The sequence below is a fragment of the Methylobacterium sp. 190mf genome (assembly GCF_900107945.1).
Lineage (GTDB): Bacteria > Pseudomonadota > Alphaproteobacteria > Rhizobiales > Beijerinckiaceae > Methylobacterium.
Window position 1 is genome coordinate 288,513 of record NZ_FNVI01000003.1, and the last position, 22,721, is coordinate 311,233.

At 66.9% G+C, this 22,721-nt stretch carries 27 protein-coding genes; 5 read left to right on the forward strand and 22 right to left on the reverse strand.

The features are described from left to right. Positions 1–4 precede the first annotated feature (4 nt). The 15 genes from C4T42_RS05500 to C4T42_RS05570 all read right to left on the reverse strand — a co-directional run bounded on the left by C4T42_RS05500 (position 5) and on the right by C4T42_RS05570 (position 14,710). Positions 5–790 (reverse strand): hypothetical protein, encoded by a 786-nt coding sequence (locus C4T42_RS05500; protein WP_103984808.1) that lies wholly within the window; start codon positions 788–790, stop codon positions 5–7. A gap of 5 nt (positions 791–795) precedes the next feature. Further along, positions 796–1,416: a hypothetical protein gene (locus tag C4T42_RS05505; RefSeq protein ID WP_103984809.1), complete on the reverse strand. Its 621-nt coding sequence runs from the start codon at positions 1,414–1,416 to the stop codon at positions 796–798. Continuing rightward, positions 1,416–1,868: a GNAT family N-acetyltransferase gene (locus tag C4T42_RS05510; protein WP_103984810.1), complete on the reverse strand. Its 453-nt coding sequence runs from the start codon at positions 1,866–1,868 to the stop codon at positions 1,416–1,418. Before C4T42_RS05510 ends, C4T42_RS05505 begins: the two co-directional genes overlap by 1 nt. Further along, positions 1,846–2,337 carry a hypothetical protein gene (locus C4T42_RS05515; RefSeq protein ID WP_103984811.1) on the reverse strand — a complete coding sequence of 164 codons (492 nt, stop codon included), beginning with the start codon at positions 2,335–2,337 and terminating at the stop codon, positions 1,846–1,848. The genes C4T42_RS05510 and C4T42_RS05515 overlap by 23 nt, the downstream gene beginning before the upstream one ends. Next, positions 2,334–3,944: a hypothetical protein gene (locus tag C4T42_RS05520; protein ID WP_103984812.1), complete on the reverse strand. Its 1,611-nt coding sequence runs from the start codon at positions 3,942–3,944 to the stop codon at positions 2,334–2,336. Before C4T42_RS05520 ends, C4T42_RS05515 begins: the two co-directional genes overlap by 4 nt. Further along, positions 3,944–4,663 carry a hypothetical protein gene (locus C4T42_RS05525; protein ID WP_103984813.1) on the reverse strand — a complete coding sequence of 240 codons (720 nt, stop codon included), beginning with the start codon at positions 4,661–4,663 and terminating at the stop codon, positions 3,944–3,946. The genes C4T42_RS05520 and C4T42_RS05525 overlap by 1 nt, the downstream gene beginning before the upstream one ends. A gap of 12 nt (positions 4,664–4,675) precedes the next feature. Further along, entirely contained in the window at positions 4,676–5,335 is a 660-nt protein-coding gene (locus C4T42_RS05530) for a hypothetical protein (protein WP_146073984.1), read from the reverse strand. Between the two features lie 133 nt (positions 5,336–5,468). Beyond that, positions 5,469–6,551, reverse strand: coding sequence for a phage major capsid protein (locus tag C4T42_RS05535; protein ID WP_103984815.1), 1,083 nt, complete (start codon positions 6,549–6,551; stop codon positions 5,469–5,471). A gap of 25 nt (positions 6,552–6,576) precedes the next feature. Next, the gene (locus C4T42_RS05540; RefSeq protein ID WP_103984816.1) at positions 6,577–7,605 is read right to left on the reverse strand and encodes a hypothetical protein; all 1,029 of its coding nucleotides are present in this window, start codon (positions 7,603–7,605) and stop codon (positions 6,577–6,579) included. Between the two features lie 57 nt (positions 7,606–7,662). Further along, entirely contained in the window at positions 7,663–9,888 is a 2,226-nt protein-coding gene (locus C4T42_RS31875) for a hypothetical protein (protein WP_181049146.1), read from the reverse strand. After that, the gene (locus tag C4T42_RS05550) at positions 9,888–10,097 is read right to left on the reverse strand and encodes a hypothetical protein (RefSeq protein ID WP_103984817.1); all 210 of its coding nucleotides are present in this window, start codon (positions 10,095–10,097) and stop codon (positions 9,888–9,890) included. Before C4T42_RS05550 ends, C4T42_RS31875 begins: the two co-directional genes overlap by 1 nt. A gap of 1 nt (position 10,098) precedes the next feature. Beyond that, positions 10,099–11,757: a phage terminase large subunit gene (gene terL / locus C4T42_RS05555; protein WP_146073985.1), complete on the reverse strand. Its 1,659-nt coding sequence runs from the start codon at positions 11,755–11,757 to the stop codon at positions 10,099–10,101. After that, positions 11,750–12,232 (reverse strand): hypothetical protein, encoded by a 483-nt coding sequence (locus C4T42_RS05560; RefSeq protein WP_103984819.1) that lies wholly within the window; start codon positions 12,230–12,232, stop codon positions 11,750–11,752. Before C4T42_RS05560 ends, terL begins: the two co-directional genes overlap by 8 nt. Next, a complete protein-coding gene (locus C4T42_RS05565; protein WP_103984820.1) occupies positions 12,229–13,374 on the reverse strand; it encodes a phage tail tip lysozyme in 1,146 nt (381 codons plus the stop codon). The genes C4T42_RS05560 and C4T42_RS05565 overlap by 4 nt, the downstream gene beginning before the upstream one ends. 4 nt (positions 13,375–13,378) lie before the next feature. Further along, positions 13,379–14,710, reverse strand: a complete 1,332-nt coding sequence (locus tag C4T42_RS05570; protein WP_103984821.1) for a phage tail protein — start codon at positions 14,708–14,710, stop codon at positions 13,379–13,381. A gap of 240 nt (positions 14,711–14,950) precedes the next feature. Here C4T42_RS05570 and C4T42_RS31445 point away from each other — a divergent pair, with 240 nt between their 5' ends. Continuing rightward, entirely contained in the window at positions 14,951–16,324 is a 1,374-nt protein-coding gene (locus C4T42_RS31445; protein WP_146073986.1) for a hypothetical protein, read from the forward strand. Between the two features lie 89 nt (positions 16,325–16,413). On the opposite strand, the gene C4T42_RS05575 is transcribed toward C4T42_RS31445, so the two are convergent. The 7 genes from C4T42_RS05575 to C4T42_RS05610 all read right to left on the reverse strand — a co-directional run bounded on the left by C4T42_RS05575 (position 16,414) and on the right by C4T42_RS05610 (position 20,498). Further along, positions 16,414–16,740 carry a hypothetical protein gene (locus tag C4T42_RS05575; protein WP_103984822.1) on the reverse strand — a complete coding sequence of 109 codons (327 nt, stop codon included), beginning with the start codon at positions 16,738–16,740 and terminating at the stop codon, positions 16,414–16,416. A 219-nt stretch (positions 16,741–16,959) separates the two neighbouring features. Next, positions 16,960–17,328 carry a hypothetical protein gene (locus C4T42_RS05585; protein WP_146073987.1) on the reverse strand — a complete coding sequence of 123 codons (369 nt, stop codon included), beginning with the start codon at positions 17,326–17,328 and terminating at the stop codon, positions 16,960–16,962. Beyond that, the gene (locus tag C4T42_RS05590; protein WP_103984825.1) at positions 17,315–17,698 is read right to left on the reverse strand and encodes a hypothetical protein; all 384 of its coding nucleotides are present in this window, start codon (positions 17,696–17,698) and stop codon (positions 17,315–17,317) included. The genes C4T42_RS05585 and C4T42_RS05590 overlap by 14 nt, the downstream gene beginning before the upstream one ends. Then, on the reverse strand, positions 17,695–17,901 hold the full coding sequence (locus C4T42_RS05595; RefSeq protein ID WP_103984826.1) for a hypothetical protein: 207 nt from the start codon (positions 17,899–17,901) through the stop codon (positions 17,695–17,697). The genes C4T42_RS05590 and C4T42_RS05595 overlap by 4 nt, the downstream gene beginning before the upstream one ends. 104 nt (positions 17,902–18,005) lie before the next feature. Then, positions 18,006–18,830, reverse strand: coding sequence for a hypothetical protein (locus tag C4T42_RS05600; RefSeq protein WP_103984827.1), 825 nt, complete (start codon positions 18,828–18,830; stop codon positions 18,006–18,008). Positions 18,831–18,901: 71 nt separating this feature from the next. Continuing rightward, a complete protein-coding gene (locus tag C4T42_RS05605; RefSeq protein ID WP_103984828.1) occupies positions 18,902–19,747 on the reverse strand; it encodes a glycosyltransferase family 2 protein in 846 nt (281 codons plus the stop codon). 286 nt (positions 19,748–20,033) lie between these two features. After that, entirely contained in the window at positions 20,034–20,498 is a 465-nt protein-coding gene (locus C4T42_RS05610; protein ID WP_139257126.1) for a hypothetical protein, read from the reverse strand. Positions 20,499–20,712: 214 nt separating this feature from the next. Here C4T42_RS05610 and C4T42_RS05615 point away from each other — a divergent pair, with 214 nt between their 5' ends. From C4T42_RS05615 to C4T42_RS05625, 4 genes are all read left to right on the forward strand, one after another. Beyond that, positions 20,713–21,069, forward strand: coding sequence for a hypothetical protein (locus C4T42_RS05615; RefSeq protein ID WP_091928170.1), 357 nt, complete (start codon positions 20,713–20,715; stop codon positions 21,067–21,069). After that, the gene (locus tag C4T42_RS31880; protein ID WP_175556380.1) at positions 21,069–21,236 is read left to right on the forward strand and encodes a hypothetical protein; all 168 of its coding nucleotides are present in this window, start codon (positions 21,069–21,071) and stop codon (positions 21,234–21,236) included. The genes C4T42_RS05615 and C4T42_RS31880 overlap by 1 nt, the downstream gene beginning before the upstream one ends. A 34-nt stretch (positions 21,237–21,270) precedes the next feature. Continuing rightward, positions 21,271–22,302 carry a hypothetical protein gene (locus C4T42_RS05620; RefSeq protein ID WP_103984829.1) on the forward strand — a complete coding sequence of 344 codons (1,032 nt, stop codon included), beginning with the start codon at positions 21,271–21,273 and terminating at the stop codon, positions 22,300–22,302. 100 nt (positions 22,303–22,402) lie between these two features. After that, complete coding sequence (locus tag C4T42_RS05625; protein WP_091928168.1) at positions 22,403–22,669, forward strand: hypothetical protein; 267 nt, start codon at positions 22,403–22,405, stop codon at positions 22,667–22,669. The last annotated feature ends 52 nt before the right edge of the window (positions 22,670–22,721 follow it).

Here is a 22,721-nt window from a genome sequence, read left to right on the forward strand (position 1 = left end):
GGCCTCAGACGCGGTAGGGGCTGCTGGCGAAGGACGGGGCCGCCCCGAAGGGCTGGGCGATCGACATGGGCGCGGCCGGCAGGTTGCCGTAGGCGTTGGCGATCGAGCCCATCCCGGAGGCGGCCATCGTCGGGAGCGAGGTGGAGACGTTCCCGCCGGAGCTGGCGCCGCCACCGAACAGGCCGCCCAGGGTGCTCCCGTTGATGCCGGCCGCGATCCCGACCTTGCCGAGCCCGCCCGCGAGGCCGCCGAACAGCTTGGCGGTGTCGCCCGCATGGCTGGCCGCGTTCAGCTCCTGCGGCAGCACGGAGGCCGAGCCCCGCATGAAGTTGCCGATCTGGCCGATCTGGGAGGCGTCCCGGGCCTGGGCCAGGGCGTTCGTCCCGAGCAGGTCTCCGAAGGACCGCAGGTCGCCGAGCGCCGTGGCCTGCTGGCCGGCGTAGGCGTCGGCGCTCGCCCGCTGGGAGGCCTCCCCCTGCGTCGTGATGTTCGAGCTGCTGGCCGGCGCCTCGACGGTCGTCGAGGCCGAGCCCTGGGCCGGGAGCTGGGCGCTGCGGAGCGTCGAGGCGAGATCGGCCGCCCGGTCCTGCTGCTTGCCGGCGAACCCCTCGTAGAGGCTGTTCGAGTGCTGCTGGACCTGCGCGGCCTCCTGCCGGAGCTGGGCCTGCCGGGCCTGCTCGGCCGCGTAGGCGCGGCTCGACGCGGCGGCGGCCTGGGAGGCGCCGATCGAGTTGGCCGCGATGCCGCCGGCCGAGAGCGCCGCGCCTGCGATGGTGAGCGGATCACACATGGGCCTTACCTCGTGACGCGGACGGAGCCGCCGGACGTGCCGAACAGGCCCGAGCCGCCCGTGTAGGTGCCGTTCGCGATAGCCGCCGCCCGATCGGCCTGGGCCTGGGAGGCGAGCGCGCCGGTCGTGGTGGCGAAGGCGTCGACAAGCGGGCTATAGGCCGCCGGCTGCGCCAGGATCGCGGCCTGATTGGTCGCCGAGCTGGCGGCCTGGGCCGCGTCGCCCGTGGCGTTGAGCGTCGAGATCAGGTTGTTGCGGGCCTGCTCGACGTTGCTCCGGGCCGAGTTGGCGTAGCTGTTGGCCTGATCGGCCACGTTCGTCCGCTGGGTGTTGTAGGTCTTCTGGAGCTGGCCCTGCTGGAAGCCGCGGGTCGAGCTGTCGAGGTTCCCGTTGCGGGCGAGCGAGTAGGTGAGCTGACGCTGCGCGTCGCCGTACTGCCCGTCGAGCTGCGGGAGCTGGAACGCGAGGTAGTTGTCGCGCTGCTTGTTGAAGAAGTCCGGCGTGAATTGGCTGTCGAACGTCGAGTTGATCTGGTCGGTGCCCTGGCGGATAGTCGCCTGCCGCTGGGCCTCCTCCATACGCGCGATGTTCGCCTGCTTGCCGGCGCCGCCATCTTTCTTCGACATTACTGCACTCCCGGACGGCGCATAAACACCCCGACGCGCTCGAAGCCGTGCTTCTCCAGCAGGCGAGCGGTCTGTTCGGTGTAGAGCCCGTTGTTGTTGCCGCCTGTGATCTCTTTCGCGCCGAGCCTAGTGCTCCAGGCGATCAGATGCCGGATCAGGAGTGCGGCCGCCCGAGTGCCGCGCATATCGGGACGAACGAACATTACCTGCTGGGTCGTGAAGATGCCAGAGGCGAAGGCGTAGCTTCCGATCGACGCCATCATGAAGCCGATCAGCTCCCGCTGGCGCTCGACCACGAAGAAGGTCGGCTCCGCGGTCGCGAAGGAGCTGTCGATCGTCTCGTTGATGATCTCCCGGTCCGGCGGGATGCCACGCACGCTCTCCTCGACTGCCTGGACGCACAGCTCGACCAGGGCTGAGCGGTCGGCTTCAATGGCGAGGCGAACGAGCATCGGGGTCGATCCAGGCGTACATGGCGAAGTCTTCGCGGTCGCGCCCGTAGGCGCGCAGGGTGCTCTCGCGCTCCAGGCCGAGCGTCTCCAGCCAGCGCTGCATCTCCCGGTAGCTGTCGAGGGTGACGCACTCGATCCGGTGCGTGCCCGCCGCGGCGAGGCTCGGGAAGTAGTGCCGGCGGATGAAGCGGGTCATCCCCAGAGCGATCTCGGGGAAGCGGTCGGTGCCGTAGAACAGCAGCGTGGCCGAGCCCGGCCGCACCTCGACCGCGCCGCCGATGCAGACGGGCTCGCCGTCGTCGGTCCTGGCACAGAGCAGCTCGGGCCGCCGGCCGAAGCGCTGGGCGAGCCAGGGCGCGAGATCCTCGGCGGCCACGGGCGCGACCGCGGCGAACTCCATCACGTCGCGCTCGCGCATGCCCTGGCCGACCTGGAGTGCCGTGGCGTAGCTGACGGGCTCCAGGGTCATGACCGGGCCTTGTCGCTCTCGGCCGAGTAGGTGATCGCGGCCGAGCCCAGCACCGCCGGCTTGTTCGGCAGGTAGCGGCCGGTCGAGCGGAAGCGTAGGGAGAAGTGGGTCGCCTGATGGCTCGCCGGGATCCGGTTCGCCATGAAGGTCGTCTCCGTGACGACGCCGATCTTGTCGCTGGCCTCGACCTGCGCCGGGTCCATGCCGATGTCGACGCGCCAGGAGCCACGGACCGCGGCGTCGATCCCCTGGAGCGTCTTCGTCTCGGTCGGCCGGTCGCCGTCCAGGTAGGGTAGCCACGCCACGGCTTCGGTGTCGTCGTACAGCAGCTCCGCGCCCAGGCCGCCATACACGTAGATCTGGTCGCCAGACCTTAAGTAGACGCGGCGCTTGTAGACGATGATCTCCTCGACCTTGAAGCCGGGCTTGTAGATTGTCCATGCGCTCACCTTCGCCGCGGGGAAGTAGGAGAACACGAAAATCGTATCGCCGATCGCCAGCCAGAAGCGGCCATCGCGGGGCTCGATCACGCCGATGGCGTTCTGCACATCCTCGGCGCTCTGCTGAGAGACGAAGTCCGTCAGCAGCACGTCGATCGCCGAGCCGATGTCGGTGCTCACGGCCGCATTCGAGGCGTCGCGCGCCTTGAGCGAGCGGAGCCCGGAGGCGTCGAGGTAGAACAGGTCGGTGTCGCCGAACTCCGTCACGCTGCGCGGGCTGATCGTGCCCGTGTTGTGCAGCGACTGGATGCCCTTCGAGAGCGCCGGGTCCGGGTCCATGTAGCGGACCTGGACCGTCCGGTCCGAGAAGATCGCGAGGTAGTTCTGGTAGCGGCCGATCGCCGTCAGATCCTCGGACCCGTAGTCCTCCTCGGACAGGTCGTTGAAGCCGGCACCCACGCCGGTCGTCGGGGCGGGCTCGGTGCTGGTCGTGGTCGTGACGGAGCCGTCCGGCTTGGTGACGACGACGGTGATCGACACCGTGCCGTCGCCGTTCGTCTTCCGGGTCGTCTCCGTCTTCGTGGTCTTCCCGTCCGCGTCGGGCGCGCTTACGTCGGTCGTGGTCCCGTCCGGGATCTTCGTGCCGCTGTCCGCGTCGAAGTTGGTCGGGTCAGCGAGGTTCGAGTAGATCAGGTTCGGGCCCGTCAGGTAGTACAGCTTTCGGCCGAAGGTCCGGACCGGCGAGCCCGGGACAACGGCGGTGTTGGTGCCGTAGTTCGTGACGCGCTTGCCGTCGTAGAACTGGTAGATGTCGCCGTCCGCGAAGGTGCCGACCGCAAAGATCTTCCCGGAGAACAGGTCGAAGCTCCGGACCGCGACCAGCTCGGTCGCGCCGTCCGGGTGCTGGAGGCGCTGGTAGTTCACCCCGTTGGGCACGCCTGGGTCGGGGATCGAGCCGAAGACGGTCGGCCCGGCCTTGGTGAAGGCGAGCCCCACGGTGCCCTTCGGCAGGGTGTAGACCGGCACGAAGGCGGCGCGCTGCTCGAACTCGCCGCCCCGGTTGATGTGGCCGTCGACCGCCTGGACGAGCGTGCCGCCCTTCGAGGTTTCGGCCAGCTTGCGGGTGTCGAGGCCGCCCGTGAACTCGCGGATCCAGATCGTGCCCATCACTTGCTCGCCGGGCGGTAGTCGACCATCGGCATGCCGCGCAGCGGGGCGCGCTCGGGGCGCTCGGCGAACAACTGCACGCGCCGCCGGGGCGTCAGGTCGCCCTTGAGCTTCGCGTAGCGCGCCGCGGCCTGCTGGAGCTTGAGCTGGGCGTCCTTCGCGCCGGCCGCCGCGAGCAGCTCGGCCGCCGCGTACAGGACGATCAGGCGGTCATCCAGGTCGCAGACATCGGTGTCGTCGCGGAAGGGCCGCAGGTTGCGGATCCCGACGACCTTGATCGAGCCGTCATCGCCGATCCCGGTCCCGGCGTCCTGGTCGGGCACCGGCCACAGCTCGATCCGGTCGTCCTCCCAGATCCGCCACCGCCGGACCGGCCAGCCCTGCTGCCCGCCGTCGCTGTCGATCCCAGCGTAGCAGTCCGCCTCGATCCCCGAGCCGACCGGGAGCCAGCGCGTCCCGAAGCGGACCTCCAGGTGCAGGATCCGTTCGAGCGCGATGTCCTTCGGGAGGCCATAGTAGCGCTGGCCGCGCTGGCTCGGGAAGAAGCGCTCGATCCGGAGGTGCGGCCAGTCGTAGTCGTCGTAGAGCCACTCCTGCATGCGCTGGAGCAGGCGGACCTGCGTCTCGCGCTGCTGGGCGTTGTGGGAGGGGTTCGGCGACAGCCGGCATTCGGCCCGCAGGTCGTCCAGCAGCTTAAGCAGCGTCTGCCCGCGGGCCATCGTCGTCTCCCCTTACGAGAACAGGGCGTTGGCGTCGGCCGCCGGGGCGACCTCGGCGTGCTTCTGCTCGGCCGTCTTGGCGCCGGCCGTCTCGACCGGGCCGCCGTCCGTCCGGGCGCCGGTCTGGGTCGGGACGGAGCCCGGCCCGGTGCCCTGGGCCTCGGCGCGGGCGCGGAGCTGGTCGGCGCGGCCGTCGTCGGTCGCCTGGAGGGCCACGCCGGGCGGCTCGTCGTTCTGGTGCTGCGTGCGCGGGTCGATCAGCGTGCCCGCCAGCTCGGGCTGCGTCTCCGGATCGGCCGGGACCTCGGTCGGCTCGAACTCGGTGTTGTCCCAGCCGACCTGCACAGGCGCGGTGCCCGGGGCGCCGTGGGTCTGCTCGACGGGCACCTCGACGGTGCGGGTCGTCGGCCGGGCGCGCTGGGTCGCGCGGAACAGCTCGTCGGACAGCCCCAGCTCGTCGATCGTCATCGGGAGCAGGGTGTGGCTCGGGAACATGGTCTGGAGGTGCGGCTTCCCGTCCTCATCCCGGGCCGAGTACAGGCCGGCCAGACGGCCCAGCTCCTGCTGCTTCGAGCGCTGCACGGGCTCGCCGGGCAGGATGTCATGCACCGCGTCGTCGCCGTGCATGCGCTGGAGGATCTGGATCTCGGCGGGCGTAACCGTCTTGGGCACGCTGTTTCCGCGATCTCCGGCGAGGGCGACAAAGACGTGTGCGGTGTCCATGGTGGCGGGCCTCCTAGCCCCTCAGATTTGAGGGCGGCCCCCGTAGGAGCCGCCCTGTATTAAGACAGATCAGACGACACCGTTACTTGATGTCGTAGACGCCGCTCGTGTTGAGCTGCGACGCGATCATGACCGCGGTCGAGGTGAGACCGCGGTACATCACGTAGCGGTCGTACGGGCGGGGCGGAGAAGCCTTCTTGTTCTTCTCGCCGATCATGTACATCAGACGGATCCGACGCATGTCGATCGCGTACATCCGCTTGGCGAGGCCCATGTCGTCCAGGGTCGGATCGTAGATGATCTCGTTCCCGTCCCAGGTCGGATCGGCCATCTTCCCGTCGTTGGTCCCCGCAGCGCGGAAGCCGTTGAGCGAGTAGTTGCCGTTCGCACGGATCTCGCGCTCCATGGCGTCCAGGAAGTCCGAGCCGGCGAACCGGCGCAGCTTCACGCCGCCCTGGGAGAAGCGCTTGAGCTGCCGATCCTCCTTCTGGAGGAACTGCATCAGCACGCCGCCGCCGGCCGCCGAGCTGGCGATGGCGTCCATGCCCGTGCCGGCAGCCGCCGCGGCGGCCGTGGCCGCCCGGTTGCGCCACCAGGGGTAGGTGACGCGGGACAGGCCGCCGGTCGAGCCCACTGCCGGGTTGTCGAGGATGATCGACATGATCCCGGCCAGGGCCTTCGCGTCGCCCGTGCCGTCGCCGTGGAGGAGCTTGTCCCAGGACGCCTTCTTGTCCTCGTCGAAGTCCTCCATCTTGCCCTCCAGCAGGTTCGCCAGGGCGAACTGCTCGCGGCCGTCCTTCTCGGACGTGGTCTGGTCCGCACCGTCCTCGACGACGGTGATACCGTCGATCTTAAGCTCGGTGTGGGTGATGCCCAGGCCGATGTGGTGCTCCTTCCAGGGGTAGCCGACCCGGAGGTTCGACGCCGGGTTGTAGTACGTGACCTGATCGTCGTGGGTGTAGCCCTGGAAGGAGCCGCCGCCCTGGCCGCCCTTCACGCCGATCGAGACCAGACCCTTGCCACCCGGGAACGACCCAGCGGAGGCCTCGAAGGCCTTCGACATGGGCTTCTCCTGGATGTTCTGCTTCTCGACCTTGCCCTTGTTGAGGTAGTAGTCGAGCGCAGAGTTGGCGATGTTCGCCAGTTCGTTTGCAGTAAACGGCATGACCTTATCCTAAGCCGTGCGGCCCTTAACCTGCGGCCTGCTGGACGACTTCCAGCATTGACCGCGGCGCGGGCTTCGCGTTGCCACCAGCCACTGATCCACCCGTGACGGGCTTGGTCGCGGTGCGCGGGGGCGCCTGCCGGCCCGGGGCTGCCGCCGGAGGCGTCGCCGGGGGCTTGAGCGCAGCGTTGACGGCCTTGTAGGCGTCGTCGAGCTGGGCCTTGACCTCGGCGGGCGTCTTCGGAACGTCCCCGTTGTGGTGGCGCCACGCGATCTCGCGATGGATCAGTTCGAGCTTCGTGTCGTAGTTCGGGTCACGCGCCCGGCGGTCGGTCTCCCAATCCTCGGCGGCAGTCGTGATCGAGCGCGCGTGCTCGGTCTGGGTCTGCTCCTGCCGACGACGCTCCTCGAACCCGCGCGAGGCCTCCATGCTGGCGACGGAGGCGCGGGAGCGGCTCACCTCATAGGCGGCCTCCTGCGTCATCCGGCCTTCCTGGACGGCCTGTTGCAGATCCGGGGACAACACCTCGCCCGCCGCCTTCAAGAGGTTCTCGACCCACGGGCGCGCCAGTTCCCAGGCTTTTGCCGGGTTCGTCTTCGCCATGGCGCCCACCGTGAGCAGGTCTGCCGCCTCCTGGGCGGACATCCCATTGTCACGGATGAACGTGTCGACCTGCCGATACTTCTCGGCGTCGCCCTTGTTGGCGTTCCGCTCGCTCAGGAGCTGGCGGAACCGCGGATGCTTGTTGAACGGGACATCCGAGTAGTTCTCGTTGTCCGGCTGCTTGGGAGCGCCTTCGCCGGGCTTGTCACCCGTCTCGGCACCTTCGGCTGGCGAGGCCGCCGCGGCGTCGGGCTTCTTGGCCGGGGCCGCGTCGCGGACCACGCCCAGAAGGCCTTCGTCTTCGGTTTTCGCCTGCGAGGCGGACGAGCCCTCGCCATCAGCAGGCGTGGCGCCATCGGCGCCGGCCTGCCCGTCCGTCCCCTCGGAACCGGCCTGGACTTCGAGAGCCTCGTCCAGTTCCTCGGAGAGATCTTCACGGTCGAAAGGCATGTTGATCCTCTAACCCTTTGCTTCGATACGACAGAATGTCCGGTGTCGCAAGACAGATCAGACTGGTGGAGCCTTAGACTGCGCACCCATCGGTGCGCCACGTCCGGCGGGCCCACCAGGGGCCGCCGGGCCGTTTGCTGCGCCGTTGTGCCCTTGGGCGTCCGGCTGAGCGTTGGGATCTCCCGGCGCGGCCTGGGCCTGCCGGTTCTGCGCGACGATGGACGGAAGGCTGTCCACCAGGGCGTCGGTGAGATCCATGCGGTCGTCGAGGCGCCGGAGCGTCTCGCGAGCCAGCCACTGCGGGCTGATCCCCTGCATCTGCATGATGAAGGGCAGCATCTTCTCCCAATTGGCGATCTCGACCGCCTGATTGGGCTTGCCCGTCGAGCCGGCCTCGATCTCCAGGGACAATTCGTCCGCGATCTCCTGGAGCGTCATCTCGGGCCAGACGGCGCCCGGCCCGACGACCTTGACGACGGTCTCCTCGGACATCTCCCGCATCAGGATCTGCCCGGCACCCCGGACGATCGCGGTGAGGAAGTTGTCGAGATCGTCCACCGCCGACTGGTCGGCCGTGGCGTTGGCGCCGGCCGCGATCGAGTTGGCGGTCGCGGTGCCCTTCTGCGGCGCGCCGAGCCCGGCCGTCGAGTTGCCGACGACGTACTGGAGATCGGCCATGATCTCCCCGACATCGTACAGGTTCGGGTCGACGCCCGGCACGGGCACGGCCTGGAGCTGGGTCTTGATGTCCTTCGTCGGATCGATGTTGAGGCCCGTGGCCGAGAACGCCGGGGCGGTCCCGAGCCAGGACAGGTCCTCATCGGTGAACGAGCCCTTCGAGAACACCCAGCGCGGGCGCGCGGCCCGGCGGTGCTCGCGCTTGCCGTCCCGGGAGCGGTTGTACTCCTTCTGGATGTCGCGCAGCAGCGCCACGTCGGACGGCGGGAAAAGCTCGTCCTCGCTCTCGACCGCGTTGAACGTCAGTGCCCACACCGGCCAGAACTGGTCGACGTAGACATCCGGGGCGGCTGGAGGCTTGAGGAAGCCCTCGTGACCGTCGCAGATGTAGTACACGAGCCCCGCCGCCTTGTCGAAATACTCCCAGACAAGGCACAGATCGCCCTTCGGCTGCTCGCCGGCCGGCTCCTCACTGTCGAGCATGTCGCTCTGGTGCTGGTAGCTCTCGGACGTGTCGTCGGCGAGCTTCCCGCTGGCGAGGTAGGGCTTGAACTTCTTGCCGAGATCGACGCCGAAGATCTCCTTCACCTCCTCCGGGGTGTAGAGGTACTCCAGCGTCAGATGCCGGGCGCCGACGAAGCCTTCGAGCGACCGGCACAGGCGGTCCGGGATGACCCGGGTCGACTGCGGGAAGTCGAAAACCAGGCCCTCGGACGTGACGATCTCAGGCTCGGCCGACAGGCTCTCGACCATGGCCTCGATCTCGGCCGCCTCGGCCTCCAGATCGGCCACGGAGCCTTCGTCGCCCTGCTGGGCCTCGATCAGGGCCTTGAGGTGCTCCAGGCGCACGCGGCTGTCGTTCAGCCGATACTCGACGCTCGGGGACGGGCCCATCTGCCGCTGGTAGCAGAGCTTCACGTAGCCGACGCCGGTCGTGCAGGCGCGCCGGACGGTCTGCTTCATGCTCTCCTTGAAGCCCAGGGGCTGCTGCTCCTTGATCGCGTGGGCGAACAGCTTCTCCAGCGTCTTCGCGATCCGCTGGGCCTGCATGCGCGCGGCCATGCCCTCCTGGAAGTCCTGGATCAGAGCCCGGGCCTCGGCGAAGCCCGGCGGGAGCTGCGGCTCGGGCGCCGTGGCGCCGGCCGCCAGCGCGTTCGGGTCGCCGGCAGCCTGGGCCTGCGACATCTGCGCGGCGGCCTGGGCAGCCTGCATCGTCTGGAAGGCCATCAGCAGCGACTGCTGATCCTCGTTCCAGATCTTGAAGTCAATCTTGTCGGCCCGCCGGGCGACCGCCTTCGGGTTCTTCGCGTAGAGCGCGGCAGTCTTGGCCTTGACGTGACGGCCCGTGATATTGGCCTTGTACTTGTCGTCCGACCAATCCTTGTCGTGGCCGCGCATCGCGACGCGCATATCACTGCGCATCTGCTCGAAGGCCTTCTTGAAGTGGCGCTTGTCCTCGCGGATCGTCTTCGAGATCCGCCGCTGGAGCGCCAGCTCCTGCTCGGTCGGGGCCTGCTCCTTCGCCGGACCGACCTGCTCGGGCGTCACCTCGGCAGCGGTCGGAGGCGCTTCGTCCGCGAGTGCGGTCTGGGGGTCGTCGAACATCAGCCTCGGGCCTCCTGGTCCTTGCGGATGCGAGCCCGCCGCACGCCTTCCTGCACCAGCTCCTCGGCCTTGTCGCGAGGCAGCGGCTTGCCAGTATAGGCCTCGTAGAGCCACTGTGCCAGCTTCACGCCGTCGTGCGTCCCGTCCCCGTTACTGGTGGCACTAAGTACATCCTGGTCAGTGATCTTGCCCTCGAAGATGATCGGCATGTCAGTACCCTCCCCCTTGCCGGATCTGGTCGTCGCGCTCCTGGCGGCGCTGCATCGCCTTGATCCAGGCGTAGCTGCCCGTCTTCGGCTGCGCGGCGGCCTTCTCGGCCTCGGACCGGCCGGGCGCGAACATGCTCTGGAGCAGGATGCCGAAGTAGGCGAGCGCGTCCACGAAGTCGTCGTTCCGGCCGTTCGGGAATTTTAGCAGCTCGTCGATCGCGCGCTCAGTCCAGGCGGCATGCCGCGGGAAGAACACCTTGCCTTGGGCGACCCGGCCGGCAATAGCCTGGGCCCGGACTTCCTTGTTCTCGCTCGGCGTGATCTCGCGAAGCGGGAAGTAGATCTCGCGCTCGCCCATCCGCTTGCGCAGGAACGGCCCGATCGACTTCGAGATGTGGCCGCGCTCGGCCGCCCAGATCAGCGGTTTCAGCTCCTGGGCCATGTCCAGCATCGCCTCGACGATGCGGTCGGTCGCCCAGCGCTCCCAGATGCAGTTGGTGAGCCAGAGGTTGTTGCCTCGGTCGAGCCCGCCCCCGAGCAGCACGGAGGCGTCGTGCTTCTTCCGGTCCTCGCCGACCGCGTGGTCCGACGTGCAGTAGGGCGTCAGGTTCGCCGGCAGGTCGTCGGGCCCGTAGAGGCGGATGTTGTCGCGCAGGAACAGCGTCCCGTCCACGGCGGACGGCTGCTGCTGGTAGAGCGCGTGGAAGCCGGTCGGATCGAGGCGCCGCTGCTGCTCCAGGAACTCCTCATCGAACTTCGGCTGGCCCTTCGACAGCGGCCAAAGCGCCCTCCCCTTCGGCCGGCCGAGCGGGTCGTCGTCCACCGCGAGCGCCGGCAGATCGATGATCTTGAACTTCGAGGCCAGGATCGGGTCGTGCTTCGGGTTCGTCGGGTCGGTGATGCGGCCGACCGGATCGTCCTCGTGCCAGCGCTGCATGATGATGACGACCGGGCTGCGGGCCGACATGCGCCGGGTCATAGCGACCTTGACGACCCACTCCCAGACTTCCTCGCGCACGGCCGCGGACCGGGCTTCCTCGGCGTTCTTGATAAGGTCGTCCAGGATCAGGAAGTCGGCTCCGCGGCCGATCAGTGCCGTCCCGCGACCGACGAAGAAGGCGAGCCCGCCCTTGGTCGTCTGGAGGCGGTTCTTGGCGTTGCCGCCCCGCTGGAAGGCCACCTCGGGGAACACCTGCTTGTACTGCGGCGTCGACATGATGTTGCGTACGTCGGCGCCGAAGTCCTCGGCCAGATTGTCCGTGTGCGCGGCGACCACGATGTGCCGGCGCGGGTCGCGCCCGAGCAGCCACGCCGGGAAGTGCCGGGAGGTGAGCTGCGACTTCCCGTGGCGGGGCGGCACCGTCAGGATCAGGAACGGCATGTCGCCGCGCTCGACCTTCTCCAGGGCGAGGCCGATGGCGCGGTGGAAGTCCTGGTCGTCGTAGGCCGAGCGCTTCGCGTCGTCCGGGTCCTGCGGGTCCGGCATGGTGAAGCGCACGAACGGCATGAAACGCTCGCGCGCCTCGGTGACGATCTCCTCGCGGTCGAGGGCGCGGATCAGGGCGACGGCCTTCTCGCGCTCGACCTTGCGCTCGGCCTCCGGCTTCACCGGGGGCGTCCAGTCCTTCCGCTTCCCCGTCTTAGGGTCGATCCTAGCCACGGGAGGTTGCCTTGTTGATCGCTTCGAGTACGCGGGTCTGCATCTCGTTAAGCCGAGTGTCGATCCTATCGAGATGGTCGAGGATCCGGTCTTGACTGTTGCTGACGCGCAGCTCGATCTCTTTGACTTCGGATTTCGTCAGGTAGTTCCTCGCGAGATCCTCGCGAACGTCATGAACTTGCTCGCGGCAAAGCGTCACCGCGCCATTCACGGCGCCGAACCGCTGCTCGACCGACTTCTCAAAATCCTCGCGCCATTTTTGTCGGTCTGTGTCGATCTTGGTCGAATAAGTTTCAAAGGACTTCTGAGCCTGAGCTTGACCGCCAGACCTGAATACGAGCGCACCAACACTGAGGATACATGCGATGAACGCAAACGCCGTCGTCAGATCTAGCTGCATGACGTGGGCCTGGACCTCTGCTGCCTTGTCGGCTGTTGCGGGGTTGCCGACTACGGCAGCAACCGCCCCGATCATCGGGGCAGCAGCTTGTCGAGCCCGAAGGGCAGGTTGGGCAGCGTGAGCTTGCCCGGCTCGTCCTGGGCGGCGCCCGTGTTGTCGATCCCCGAGCGGACCCGCTCGACCGCCACGCCGATCAGGCCGGACGCCTTGGCGGCGGTGTAGAGGTTGAAGGCCACCACCACGACCGGGAGGGCCCACGGCGGCAGGAAGCCGAGCACCATGTTGAGCGGCCAGCCCAGGTCGAGGTTGGTCGTCCAGTTCTGCTGCAACGTCACGGCGAAGGCGCCCAGGCCCGCCAGGATCGAGCCCACCGACGCCCAGGTGATCTTGGAGCCCGTCTTCACGACCGGGTTGCCGGCCTTGGCGAGCGTCTTGGCGGTCACGCCGGCCCGCTCGGGCGACACGGTCGGCCGGCTCGCGTCGTCGGCGAGCAGCGCCCGGGTCTGGGGCCCGTAGTGCCCGTCGATCGCCACGTCGGTCCGCTGCATGGCGGTGTGGGCGTTCTCCTGGAGCGCGGTGATCGCCGCGGCGGTCCGCTTGCCCCACTTCCCGTCCGCGAAGCCGACGACGTGGTAGCCGAGATCGAGCAGCCGCTGCTGGATCGCCTTGACCTCGAAGCTCGTCAGGGCGTCCTCGGGCCACTGGCCGCGCTGAAGGCGCGCGGGCGGGGCGGCGGTATCCATCGGGGCGGCCCTGGCCGGCGCGGTGACGGCGCCCAGGTAGCCGGCCGCGGCCTTGGCGCTGGCGATGCGCCGGTCGAGGTGCGGGATCCCGGGGCGCAGGTACTTCGTGCAGACGACGGCCGCGGCGGCCTCGGGCGTGTCGGCGCAGGCCAGGATCGCCCGGTGCGCCGCCGTCTCGATCGTCAGCAGCTCGTGGACCATGTAGCGGTAGTTCGTCTCGTCGGCCGCCGGATCGAGGCCGAGCGCGGAGGCCCAGGCGAGGTAGGCGCGGCGCCGCGGCCCGGTCCACTGCATCCAGCCGTAGCCGCCGGCCGAGCCCGCCACGACCGGCGAGATCTCCTGGAGGGTGTTGAAGCCCTGGCTCTCGACATCGCCGTTGCCGAACAGTCCGGCGACCTTGTTGCGCGTGTATCCTAAGTCGTTCTGGGCTCGTACGCCGAAGTTGGCGCAGATCGTCGGCAGGCGAGACTGCATGATCTTATACTCCGGCGAAGATGATCTTATTCGTGACGTGAGCAGGCGGGACGATGCTGAAAGGCTGCGACCCGGTCGGGTTCGCGTTCGTCCCGTCGACTTGGAAATCTGCGCTTGCCTGCTGCGGTGTGCTTTCGCCGTTCACCGTGCCCGTCCAGACGTTCTGAACGGGAAGGGCTCCGCTGGCGGTCGTCACCGATGCGGTCGCCAAAGCCCCGTAGGTGGCGAGGTTCTGCTTCGGGAAGTTCACCGTCACCTTGCCCGCCGGCAGATTGTTCGGCAGGTTCGTGATCTTGAGCAGGGTCTGCTCTTTGCCCGCCCCAGCGTCGAAGGCGCCGGCCTGGAGGCTGCCGCCGTCGACCGTCGCGACAAGGCGCCCGGCGCCAGTGCCCCAATAGCTCGACAGCATGTCGTCGCGGCCGAAGTCGGCCCGGCCGCGGCTGTCGGGCACGTTGAAGGTCGTCGCGCCGTCGCCGTTCCCGTACGGGAAGATGCGGATCGTCGCCTGGACGGCGCTGGCGGTCGCCGCGGCGTTGATCGAGAGCTGGCCGTTCTGATCGCTCACCAGCCGCGCGCCGGCCGGGATCCCGACGCCCTCGACGATCGCCGAGCGGAGGCCGAGCCCCGCGATCGATTTCGAGGCGTTGAGCAGGGTCTTCTGCCCGGCGCCGATGTCGACCTGGAGCGTCTCGGTGAGTGCGGCGAACAGGTCGGCGTAGTCGGTGCGCGAGATCGGCTGCCCGGCCTCGAATAGCCAGCCGGCCGGCGCCCGGAAGCCGGCGTAGGCCATGCGAGCGCCGATCGGCACGGTGCCGAGCCCGGCGCCGATCTTCGAGGCCGGCACGGAGCCGTCCTGGAGCTTGGCGCCGTCGATCCCGGCGGCGAGCTTGGCGTTCGTGACGCTGCCGTCCTGGAGCGCGGCCGTGCCCACTCCCCCATCGGCGATCACGACCGCCTGCGACAGGTCGGCGGCCAGCTCCCAGCTCGTGCCGCCGGCCGCCGGGTCGACGCCCAGGCTCGGCACCAGGGCCCGGTAGATCCGGTAGCCGCGGGTGACGGTCTCGTCGGCGAGGTAGGGCTGTGTCGCGCTCCACGGCCGGGCGGCCCCGGTCCCCAGGATCAGGTCGGCGGCAAGGCTGTTGCGGGTGACGATGCCGTTGGCGAGCTTTCCGTCCGCCCGCAGGACTGTCTTGAAGGCGTCGAGCAGCGCGTCGAGGGCGTTGTTCGTCGTGTCCAGCTCAACATCCAGCTCAGTGCCGGGGAAGCTATCGTCGCCTTGCGCCTGCTGAAAGGCGGTGAAGGAGAACAAGCGGCGGATGGTTGCTGGGAGCGTCATAATCAGACGTACTTATGACACAAGGCGGACAATCACAAGACGGATATCTGAGCGCGAGAGGGGCCACCCGTCTCATGCGCTGCCGACCGAAAGACGATCGTCTGATTTATCCGGGGCTGTCAGACGAACTTCTAGAATTGTTTGCGAGATTGTGTCGTTCGCCACCCTGAAAGTAGCTTCCTCGCAATTTCAGGTAGTGCTAGCTTAACAGCCCTGCCTGTTGATCTCACTGATGTCACTATGAAGCTCCATCCAGCCGACGCTGCTACGACTATTATTATCGTACTGAGTAATGCGAAGATGAGCATCGATAGAGCGGTGCGAATAAGAAGCAATAGGGAAGAAATTGAAATTGCTGCTGAGATAGTCGGTCAGATTGAGCGCGCAAGATTTCCAATCCAAACGATCAGTCGTGCGAGTTCATTGCGTCGACGCTTCACGCCGGATGATGTTATTGAGATAGTAAGAAAAATGGACGTATCCGGTAAGCAGCTAATGCTGCTTATCAATGACCCTTTGTTCCGAAAACTTCTAAATCGCGTTCAAGCTCGATTGGTTACGTCAGCACGTGGCGAGTTAAAGCCAGAGGTGTTGATGCAATATCCAGAGTTTGGAACGGATGAAATAAGCTTGCACCAAGTACTTACTAGGCTAGCCGAATTTATTGAAGCCGTAAAATCGGAGACACAGTTCGGTGAGCTATTTGGGGATATTCTGCCTGAAATAGATACAAGCCGTGGAGACTCTGACGTTTCCCGAATCAATCTAAGTGCATTGAGAAGAATTGTACCTGAACAGAAAATCGCGCCCGTACAGTTTAAAATTGAAGACGATAAGATCTTTATCGATCCCAGACCAAGCAAGTCGGACAAAAAAGATAAAACGAATATCGAAATCTCAAAGGAGAAAATACTGGATGACGGGCGGGAGATTATAAGCAAATTAAAGACGTCAAACTGTGATAAGCGACTAATAGAGAACTTTGAGGCTTTGCAGCAGAGTATTGCATCTGACGAAAATGCAATACGAATTGGCGTTAATAATATCTCTTTCGGATTTATATCGGCGGTATTTAAGGATGAGTTGCCTGAGGCCATCAACGCTTCGCTGCAAGCTCATAACTTAAGCGTGAATATGTATGTCTCACAGTTTCCAGATTGGGTTCGATTCTCTGAGAATGCGATGGCGGCAGAATTGACTGAGGAAGATGCGTTATCGGTCAAGACGGGCGTCGGAAAAATAATTAACTATCTTGATAACAATCCTGAAATCGCTGACCCCAGCGTAAGTAGAGCGCTAAAAGGTCTTTCAAGAACCATCGATAACCCAGCTCAATCCAGTAAGAAAGCTACGTTTGCAGTCATAAGAACCGCTGAAAATCTTCTAAGTAAGGTTTTTCACTATGCAATATCTTACTTTGAAAAACTCTCGGTCGATACCGCTAAGGAAGTGCATAAAACTGCTGTCAAAGGCTTGGCCATAACGATAGTGACGCTGGGTGTGAGCGGCGCAGCAGAACTTTCTGGAGTTTCAGCTCGGATCAAAGAGTTATCTTGGTTAAAGAATGCGATCGAGATTATTGAGAAACAACTTAAGCCGCCAACTCCACGTTGATCGCACGACTAATATTCGTTGCCCCGCCATGAAAGCATGACGGGGCAAAATGTTCGTTGCGCTGACGTTGGGGGTCTAGATCCTATAGGTCAGGTTGTAGACGCGGCGCTGTCTGCAGCCTTGGGCGCTGGAAGCGAGGCCGAGAGCGCCTCAACCGTCTGCCGCAAGGTGTTGACCTCGGCCAGAACCGGATCCAGATCGGCCGGGTCGATCCCGGAGCCGGAAACCTGTCCGACCTTCGCGGTCAGGTTGTCGACGCTCGCCTTCGCGCCTTCGAGCGCGTCGCGTAGTTCCTTCACGGAGGCCATCAGAAGCTCCTGGATTGCCGATTTAAACGCCGGCTGAGCCAGCAGGCCCGAGATCAGCTCCTCGGCCTCGTGCTCAAGCGCGGCAGCGGTGAGTGGAAAGCGTGCCATGACGGACGATATGTCCGAAGACAAGACAGCGTCAAGACACAAATCAGACGCGGCGATGGAGCGAACCCGGAAGCTAGTCCTCGATACGCTCCCACTGGGCCCCGTTCGGGACCGTTTCGCGGCCCTCACGCTCGACGAGCTGCGGGGCCTCGAATTTGACAGTGACCTCTGGCGTCAGGTGCGCGTTGCGCTCAGCCACGTCGAAGGTCGCTACCTCAACTAGATCTCCGGAGCCGGCGGTGCGGGCGTGCCCACCGCCAGCGCCTTCCCGGCGGCTTCGAGCCGGCGGGCCTTGGCGGCCGACAGCGCCGCCTGGGCTTCGTCGACCTCGCGGTGCCCCGAGCGGTAGATCTGCTGGTACTGCTCGGTGACCGCCTCCGCGGCCTCCTTGGTCGGCACGACCGCCAGGAGCGAGCCGCGCTCCCGGGGCGAGGCGTTGTGCTTCCGCGCCGTGTAGACCCGCTGCCGGGTGAACCGGACAATCTGTCCGATGTCCAGGCTGCTCGGCCAGCTCGTCCGGAACAGCCCCCACTGGCCGACTAGGGCCCGCTCGGCGTCCGTCTGCACGTAGGGCTCACCAGTAGCCATGATAGGCGCCCTCCACGACCCAGAGATCCTGCGGGTGCGGCCCGCCGATCCCGATCCCGACCTCGGCCCAGGCGCCGGCATAGGTGTGGACCTGCCAGGACAGCCGGAGCGCCGCGATGTGGCGGATCACGGGGAGCCGCTTCCACCAGACGCGCCGCTCCGGCGCCTTCCAGCCGTTGTCGAAGCCCTCCTGGCGCCACGCGGTCTCTCCGTCGTCCGACAGATCAGACGGAAGGGCGACGCAGCGGGTCGGGAAGCCGCATTCGCCGTCCTCCTGGCAGGTCTGGAGGCCGCAGCGGTGCGCGGCTGGCACGGCGAGGCGGTAGCTGGCCTCGACCTCGGCGAGCTTGCGGGCGACGTGCGGTCTCACGGGCGTTCTCCATCGGCGACTTCGGGCATGCTGGCGATGTCGAGGGCCTCGCCGAGCCATAAGCGGGCCTCGTCGAGCTTCGTCGCGACCAAGGCGAAAGCGCGGCCGGCCTCGCGCGTGGCCTTCTCGCGCTTGACCGTCTCCAGCGCCTTGTGGGCGTCCTCGATCAGGCCGTAGAGCCGAGTTTCGGTGTCGGTTTCCATGGCGGTTCGGTCTCCTATGGCCGCTCTGGGCCGCGACAGCCGCTCTGGGCCGTCTGGAGACCTTATGACACCGTCAGACCAATCGTACAACACGTCATACGGGGTTACCCGGCGATCCGGCGGGTATTGCGCTCCTCGAACAGCGTTTCCCATTGCCCGTTAAGGCCCTGGCGCGCCTTCCGAGTGATCTCGCGTTCTTGCCTCCGGATTTTCCGCAGTTCCGTCTCCAACGACGGTGAAATCGATCTCAAGTCTGGAGAGCCCTTGGCCTGTATCTTCACCCGAACGTCGCCCTTGTGCGCAACGATATCGACGTCAGACCCCTTCTTTCCACCGAGCGCCCGCCAAGCCTCCTTGGAAATAACGAACGAGGCAGTAGTTTTGCCTGCGTCATTTCCTATGGCGAACACAGGGTGTCCGCCGTCCAACCCACCATCGACGACGCCGATGACGGGTTGGCGCCGCCGGCCCAGAAATATCCGGACGTTCTGCTCGAACTCACTCCAGCCGGCCGTGACCGTCCGCGGCGCCGGCACCCAATCGACTGCCGCCTCGGCCGGCTGCGCCGTCAGGTCGTCTACCAGCACGGAAGCCGCCTGGGCCTCGGGCGTCTGGGTCCGGTCCCAATGGGTCGGCAGCCGGGTCATGGTCGTGCCCCGCTGGATCCGCTCCAGGAGCGGCCGAGCCTCGCCGTACAGCTCGCGGAGCTGCCAGCGGGGCATCATCGCGTCGATCTCCCAGCGGCTGTAGCGCCGCGTGGAGTGCGCCGGCACCTCGAAGGAGCCGAACGGGTCCGACTTGACGAAACGCACCTCGCGGCCGACGTGGTCAAGCACGAGCAGGCCGGTCTCCGCGACCCCCTCGGCCGGTTCGCCGATGTAGAGCGGCACGGCGCCGGGCGGCAGGTCGTGGAACAGCAAGCTCGACATTGACCGCCGCATCTCCTCGGGAGGTGCCGCCAGTATGGTTCAGTCCGGCGCGTCGGACAAGATGTCCGGCGTCAGATCAGCCCGCGGAACCGGCGCGGCAGCTCCCAGAACTCGTCGAGCTGGACGAACTCGCGCCGGTCGAGCAGCTCCGTGAACCGGGCCCGCACCCGCTCGAACTCCCGATCGCCGGCCTCCAGCTTCGTCCCGACGCGCCGAACAGTCTCCATGTCCCGCTTGACGTGATCGAGTAGCGGCTGGGGCGGGATCTGGTGGTGATCGACCTGGGCCTTCTGGATCGTGTTCCGCTGCATCTGGCGCTGCACGAGCAGGTCGTTGTCCACGAAGGCGATGTGGAACAGGTAGAGGAACGGCGCGATCGTCGTCGCCGGCACCCGGTGGCTGAAATGGAAGCCAGCGGCCCAATCCGGGCGCTCGCGGATCAGCGTGGGCTTGCACAGCGAGTTGAACGGCCGGATCACGCTGCGCTGGTCGGTCAACGGGCGTGCCCAATCCAGGGGGCCTTCCCGCGTGTGGTCGTGCAGCAGGTCCACGCCGAAGGCCGAGACGATCGACGGGGCGCCGGGCAGCCGCCGGACGAACTCGACAAGGTTCGCGTCCCGGGCCGGATCCGCCACGACCATCTCGTCCGTGTCGGTGAACAGGACCCGGTCGTAGAAGTAGAGCAGCGACGTGCAGAAATCGCCCGCCGCCACGGCCCGGCGGTGCTCGTCATGGGGCGAGCGCGGAAGCCGGAGGACGTTGACGGGCAGGTCCCGCGTCGACCCATCGGTCGAGCCGTGGTCCAGGACGTAGCAGTGCTCGGCCCCGACCTGCCGGCTGTAGTGCCTCGCCCAGATCGGCAGCAACATCGCCTCGTTGAAGGCCATGGTGACGACGGCGAGCGGCTGTTTGGTCATATCTCACGCTACCGCGAGCAGACGAACCGGACAAGACGGACGAACCGGACAAAACGGGGATGATCCGGACAGAATGTCCGGTTAGCCGTTTCGACCGCAATTTTCTCAGCGGCCCCGGCCACCGCTGACGCGCGCGGACGCGGGTGTACCCGGGGGCCGGGGCGCGCCCGCGCGGCCGGGCGGCTGCCGGGCGCCACGCGCGAGGCGTCGGACTTCCCCTAGAAGTGCGCCACGCCCTGTTAGATCAATGACTTAGCATCCCGCACCGTGCGGTTTGGGGCGCAAATCAGTCGAAAAGCCCGCCCGCGGGCGCCGGAAGCGGCGCCGCTTCGAGCACGGGCGCGTCAAGCTCCGCGAGGTAGGCAATTGCCCGCTGCCGCGCCTCGACAAGCTCGGCGCGCGTCATCTCGGACAGCGGCTTGTCGAGCCCCGCGCCCTCGACGCCGCCTAGGTGCGTCATCTCGGCGAGCGCGCGGGCCGCGGCGACGCGCGGAGCCTTCGGCGCGGTCTTATCCAGGGCGATCTCGACGAGCACGGTGCGCGCGACGGCCGCGCCCTCGCCCTGCACGCGCAGCCGCACAGCCGTTTGGATCGCGGCGACGATGTCCGGGCGCTTCAACGCCTTGGACGCGGCGGACGGCGGTTGCGCATACCCTGCGACGGTCGCCGAATAGACCGCATCGCCTGTCCGCACCATCGCCTCAACGAATGCGCTTTCCTGCGGCGTCATCCGCCCTTTCAGATCAGGCACTTGCAGCCTCCGGACATTCTGTCGGCGGCACAACGGGATAGCGACGCCGCCTATTGCCGCTCCCGCTCTTGATAGGCCGCATCTATCGATTGAGCAAATCGGCTGTCAGACAGGTACGCACTTTTCCGGACATTTTGTCTGTCGTGCCGCTTGACGTGACGGACAATCTGTCTGATACAGGTGCTGTAACGCAGTCACTAACGGACACGGTGTCATGATCTTCCAGACCAAAGCCCGCCCCTTATTAGCCGCCCTGCTCCCGCTCTGCTCGACCATGTCCGTGACGGCGCAAGCCGTCGCGGCCGAACCCGCTCACACCTTCATGGCCTACACGGCGCCGCTAGCCGCTCCCCTTGGCGAGACGGCCCCGCATATCCCGCTGATCGCCGCAAGCGCGCTGATCGCCGCTTCGGCCCTCGCGATGTTCCTCCCCTTCCGTAAGCCCGCCGCGCCTGCCGTCGAGGCGCCTGCCGCGCCCGTCGAGGCCGCATCGGTCGGGCCCATCTACTGCCCCCGCACCCGCCGTTGGCGTGACGCCTCGACGGGCCGCCTTGTGAAGGCTCCCCGCTGATGATCCGCTTCATCGTCCTCTGGACCGTCCCGGGCCTTGGTTTCGCCTTTGAGGCGGACGTGGCCGCCACCTCCCCGCGCGAGGCCCGCGCCACCTTCCGGGCCATGTTCCCCTCGGACCGCGTCAAGGCGGTCAAGCTCCCCCGCGGCAACGGCCGCTTCGTCTGATCTGTCACCCGACGCGCTAGAAGGATCGAACGTCATGCCGAACGTCGTCGCTAACCGCCAAGTCGCTCACATCTGGGCCCATCAGGCTCAGGACAGCGCCCGCTCGCACAACGGCAATTTCTGGTTTGAAGGCCGCAAGCTCTACAGCTATTCCACGCCGATCGCGCACCTTGTCCCGGGTGTTGACGGCGAACTGATCGCGCTCGTTACTGCGCGAAGCTATAGCGTCACCACGAACGGCAAGCATATCGGCCCGGCTCACTCGGCGCTCGGCTACGGCCGCGTGCGCAAAACCTTCACGGTTTCTTTCATCGGCGCCTTCGGCGGTCAAAACCGCGGCGACCGCAACCTTGACGCGGTGTCCGCTCCCGAGATCCACGCGGCGAACCTGGAAGCCTACCTCGCCGACTACACCGCGACCGCTGAACGGCTGCCCCGGAAGCGCGACTACGACCGCGCCGAAGCTCTCGCTTCGCTCAACCGCATCGCCAACCCCGCGTGCGACTACGCCGAAGCGTTCGGCCTGCCGCGTCCGGCCTACGACACCGACGCGGACGAAGCGGCCGCGTTCCGCATCTGGAGCGCCCGCAACACGCCCGAGCGCATCGCCGCGCGCCTCGCTCGCGCCGAAGCCGCGGCGGCTGCCAAGGCGGCCCGCGACGCTCGCGACGCCGCGGCCCGCGTCGAGCGGGAGCGCACCTTGCGCGAGGCCTGGCTGTCGGGTGAGCCGACCGCCTACTTTCACGGCCGCGACGAACGCGGCGGCGCCTACCTGCGGGTGCGCGGCGACGTGCTGGAGACCTCGCTCGGCGCCGAAGTCCCGCTGTCCCACGCGATCAAGGCTTTCCGCTTCGTCAAGCTGTGCCGCGAGCGCGGCGAGGCTTGGCACCGCAACGGCCGCACCGTCCGCGTCGGTCACTTCCAGGTCGACAGCATCGAGGCGTCGGGCGACTTCGTGGCCGGCTGCCACCGCATCAACTGGAGCGAGGTGGAGCGCATCGCCGCGAGCCTCGACCTGCTCAACGTCGAGGCGTCCGCCGACGCTGTCGAGGCCGCGCACGTCTGATCTGTCGCCCGACCTGTCGCGACCCTGCCGCCTTCGCCCCGCGCGAGGGCGGCACAGCCGCCACAGCGGACCCCTTGCCTGCCAACGGAGCACCACGACCATGGCTGAATACCACGTCACCACCTATCCGCCGCACGTCGGACCCGCCGAGATGGCGCTCGTCGCGCGCCGCGTCGACACCGCGGGCGCCCGCTTCGTCGGCGCCGTCGTCGCCGTGCTCGACAGCCTGTCGCTGCGCGACACAGAGGGCGGCTGGCGGGCCTACCGCGCGGCCATCGCCGCGGCCGGATCGCTGCGCCGGGGCGCCGTCGCGGCGCGCCTCACGGTCGCGGGCGGCTACGTCGTCCTGGTGGAGCGCGTCGCGTGACCGCCCGCGCCGTCCTGCTCCCCCTCGCCGAAGCGTCCGCCGTGATGTTCGG

What these genes read in the sequence shown, in the direction of transcription:
- C4T42_RS05500 (WP_103984808.1), bottom strand. Translation starts at nt 790, where the DNA reads ATGTGTGATCCGCTCACCATCGCAGGCGCGGCGCTCTCGGCCGGCGGC.
- C4T42_RS05505 (WP_103984809.1), bottom strand. Translation starts at nt 1,416, where the DNA reads ATGTCGAAGAAAGATGGCGGCGCCGGCAAGCAGGCGAACATCGCGCGT.
- C4T42_RS05510 (WP_103984810.1), bottom strand. Translation starts at nt 1,868, where the DNA reads ATGCTCGTTCGCCTCGCCATTGAAGCCGACCGCTCAGCCCTGGTCGAG.
- C4T42_RS05515 (WP_103984811.1), bottom strand. Translation starts at nt 2,337, where the DNA reads ATGACCCTGGAGCCCGTCAGCTACGCCACGGCACTCCAGGTCGGCCAG.
- C4T42_RS05520 (WP_103984812.1), bottom strand. Translation starts at nt 3,944, where the DNA reads ATGGGCACGATCTGGATCCGCGAGTTCACGGGCGGCCTCGACACCCGC.
- C4T42_RS05525 (WP_103984813.1), bottom strand. Translation starts at nt 4,663, where the DNA reads ATGGCCCGCGGGCAGACGCTGCTTAAGCTGCTGGACGACCTGCGGGCC.
- C4T42_RS05535 (WP_103984815.1), bottom strand. Translation starts at nt 6,551, where the DNA reads ATGCCGTTTACTGCAAACGAACTGGCGAACATCGCCAACTCTGCGCTC.
- C4T42_RS05540 (WP_103984816.1), bottom strand. Translation starts at nt 7,605, where the DNA reads ATGCCTTTCGACCGTGAAGATCTCTCCGAGGAACTGGACGAGGCTCTC.
- C4T42_RS31875 (WP_181049146.1), bottom strand. Translation starts at nt 9,888, where the DNA reads ATGTTCGACGACCCCCAGACCGCACTCGCGGACGAAGCGCCTCCGACC.
- C4T42_RS05550 (WP_103984817.1), bottom strand. Translation starts at nt 10,097, where the DNA reads ATGCCGATCATCTTCGAGGGCAAGATCACTGACCAGGATGTACTTAGT.
- C4T42_RS05560 (WP_103984819.1), bottom strand. Translation starts at nt 12,232, where the DNA reads ATGATCGGGGCGGTTGCTGCCGTAGTCGGCAACCCCGCAACAGCCGAC.
- C4T42_RS05565 (WP_103984820.1), bottom strand. Translation starts at nt 13,374, where the DNA reads ATGCAGTCTCGCCTGCCGACGATCTGCGCCAACTTCGGCGTACGAGCC.
- C4T42_RS05570 (WP_103984821.1), bottom strand. Translation starts at nt 14,710, where the DNA reads ATGACGCTCCCAGCAACCATCCGCCGCTTGTTCTCCTTCACCGCCTTT.
- C4T42_RS31445 (WP_146073986.1), top strand. Translation starts at nt 14,951, where the DNA reads ATGAAGCTCCATCCAGCCGACGCTGCTACGACTATTATTATCGTACTG.
- C4T42_RS05575 (WP_103984822.1), bottom strand. Translation starts at nt 16,740, where the DNA reads ATGGCACGCTTTCCACTCACCGCTGCCGCGCTTGAGCACGAGGCCGAG.
- C4T42_RS05585 (WP_146073987.1), bottom strand. Translation starts at nt 17,328, where the DNA reads ATGGCTACTGGTGAGCCCTACGTGCAGACGGACGCCGAGCGGGCCCTA.
- C4T42_RS05595 (WP_103984826.1), bottom strand. Translation starts at nt 17,901, where the DNA reads ATGGAAACCGACACCGAAACTCGGCTCTACGGCCTGATCGAGGACGCC.
- C4T42_RS05600 (WP_103984827.1), bottom strand. Translation starts at nt 18,830, where the DNA reads ATGTCGAGCTTGCTGTTCCACGACCTGCCGCCCGGCGCCGTGCCGCTC.
- C4T42_RS05605 (WP_103984828.1), bottom strand. Translation starts at nt 19,747, where the DNA reads ATGACCAAACAGCCGCTCGCCGTCGTCACCATGGCCTTCAACGAGGCG.
- C4T42_RS05615 (WP_091928170.1), top strand. Translation starts at nt 20,713, where the DNA reads ATGATCTTCCAGACCAAAGCCCGCCCCTTATTAGCCGCCCTGCTCCCG.
- C4T42_RS31880 (WP_175556380.1), top strand. Translation starts at nt 21,069, where the DNA reads ATGATCCGCTTCATCGTCCTCTGGACCGTCCCGGGCCTTGGTTTCGCC.
- C4T42_RS05620 (WP_103984829.1), top strand. Translation starts at nt 21,271, where the DNA reads ATGCCGAACGTCGTCGCTAACCGCCAAGTCGCTCACATCTGGGCCCAT.
- C4T42_RS05625 (WP_091928168.1), top strand. Translation starts at nt 22,403, where the DNA reads ATGGCTGAATACCACGTCACCACCTATCCGCCGCACGTCGGACCCGCC.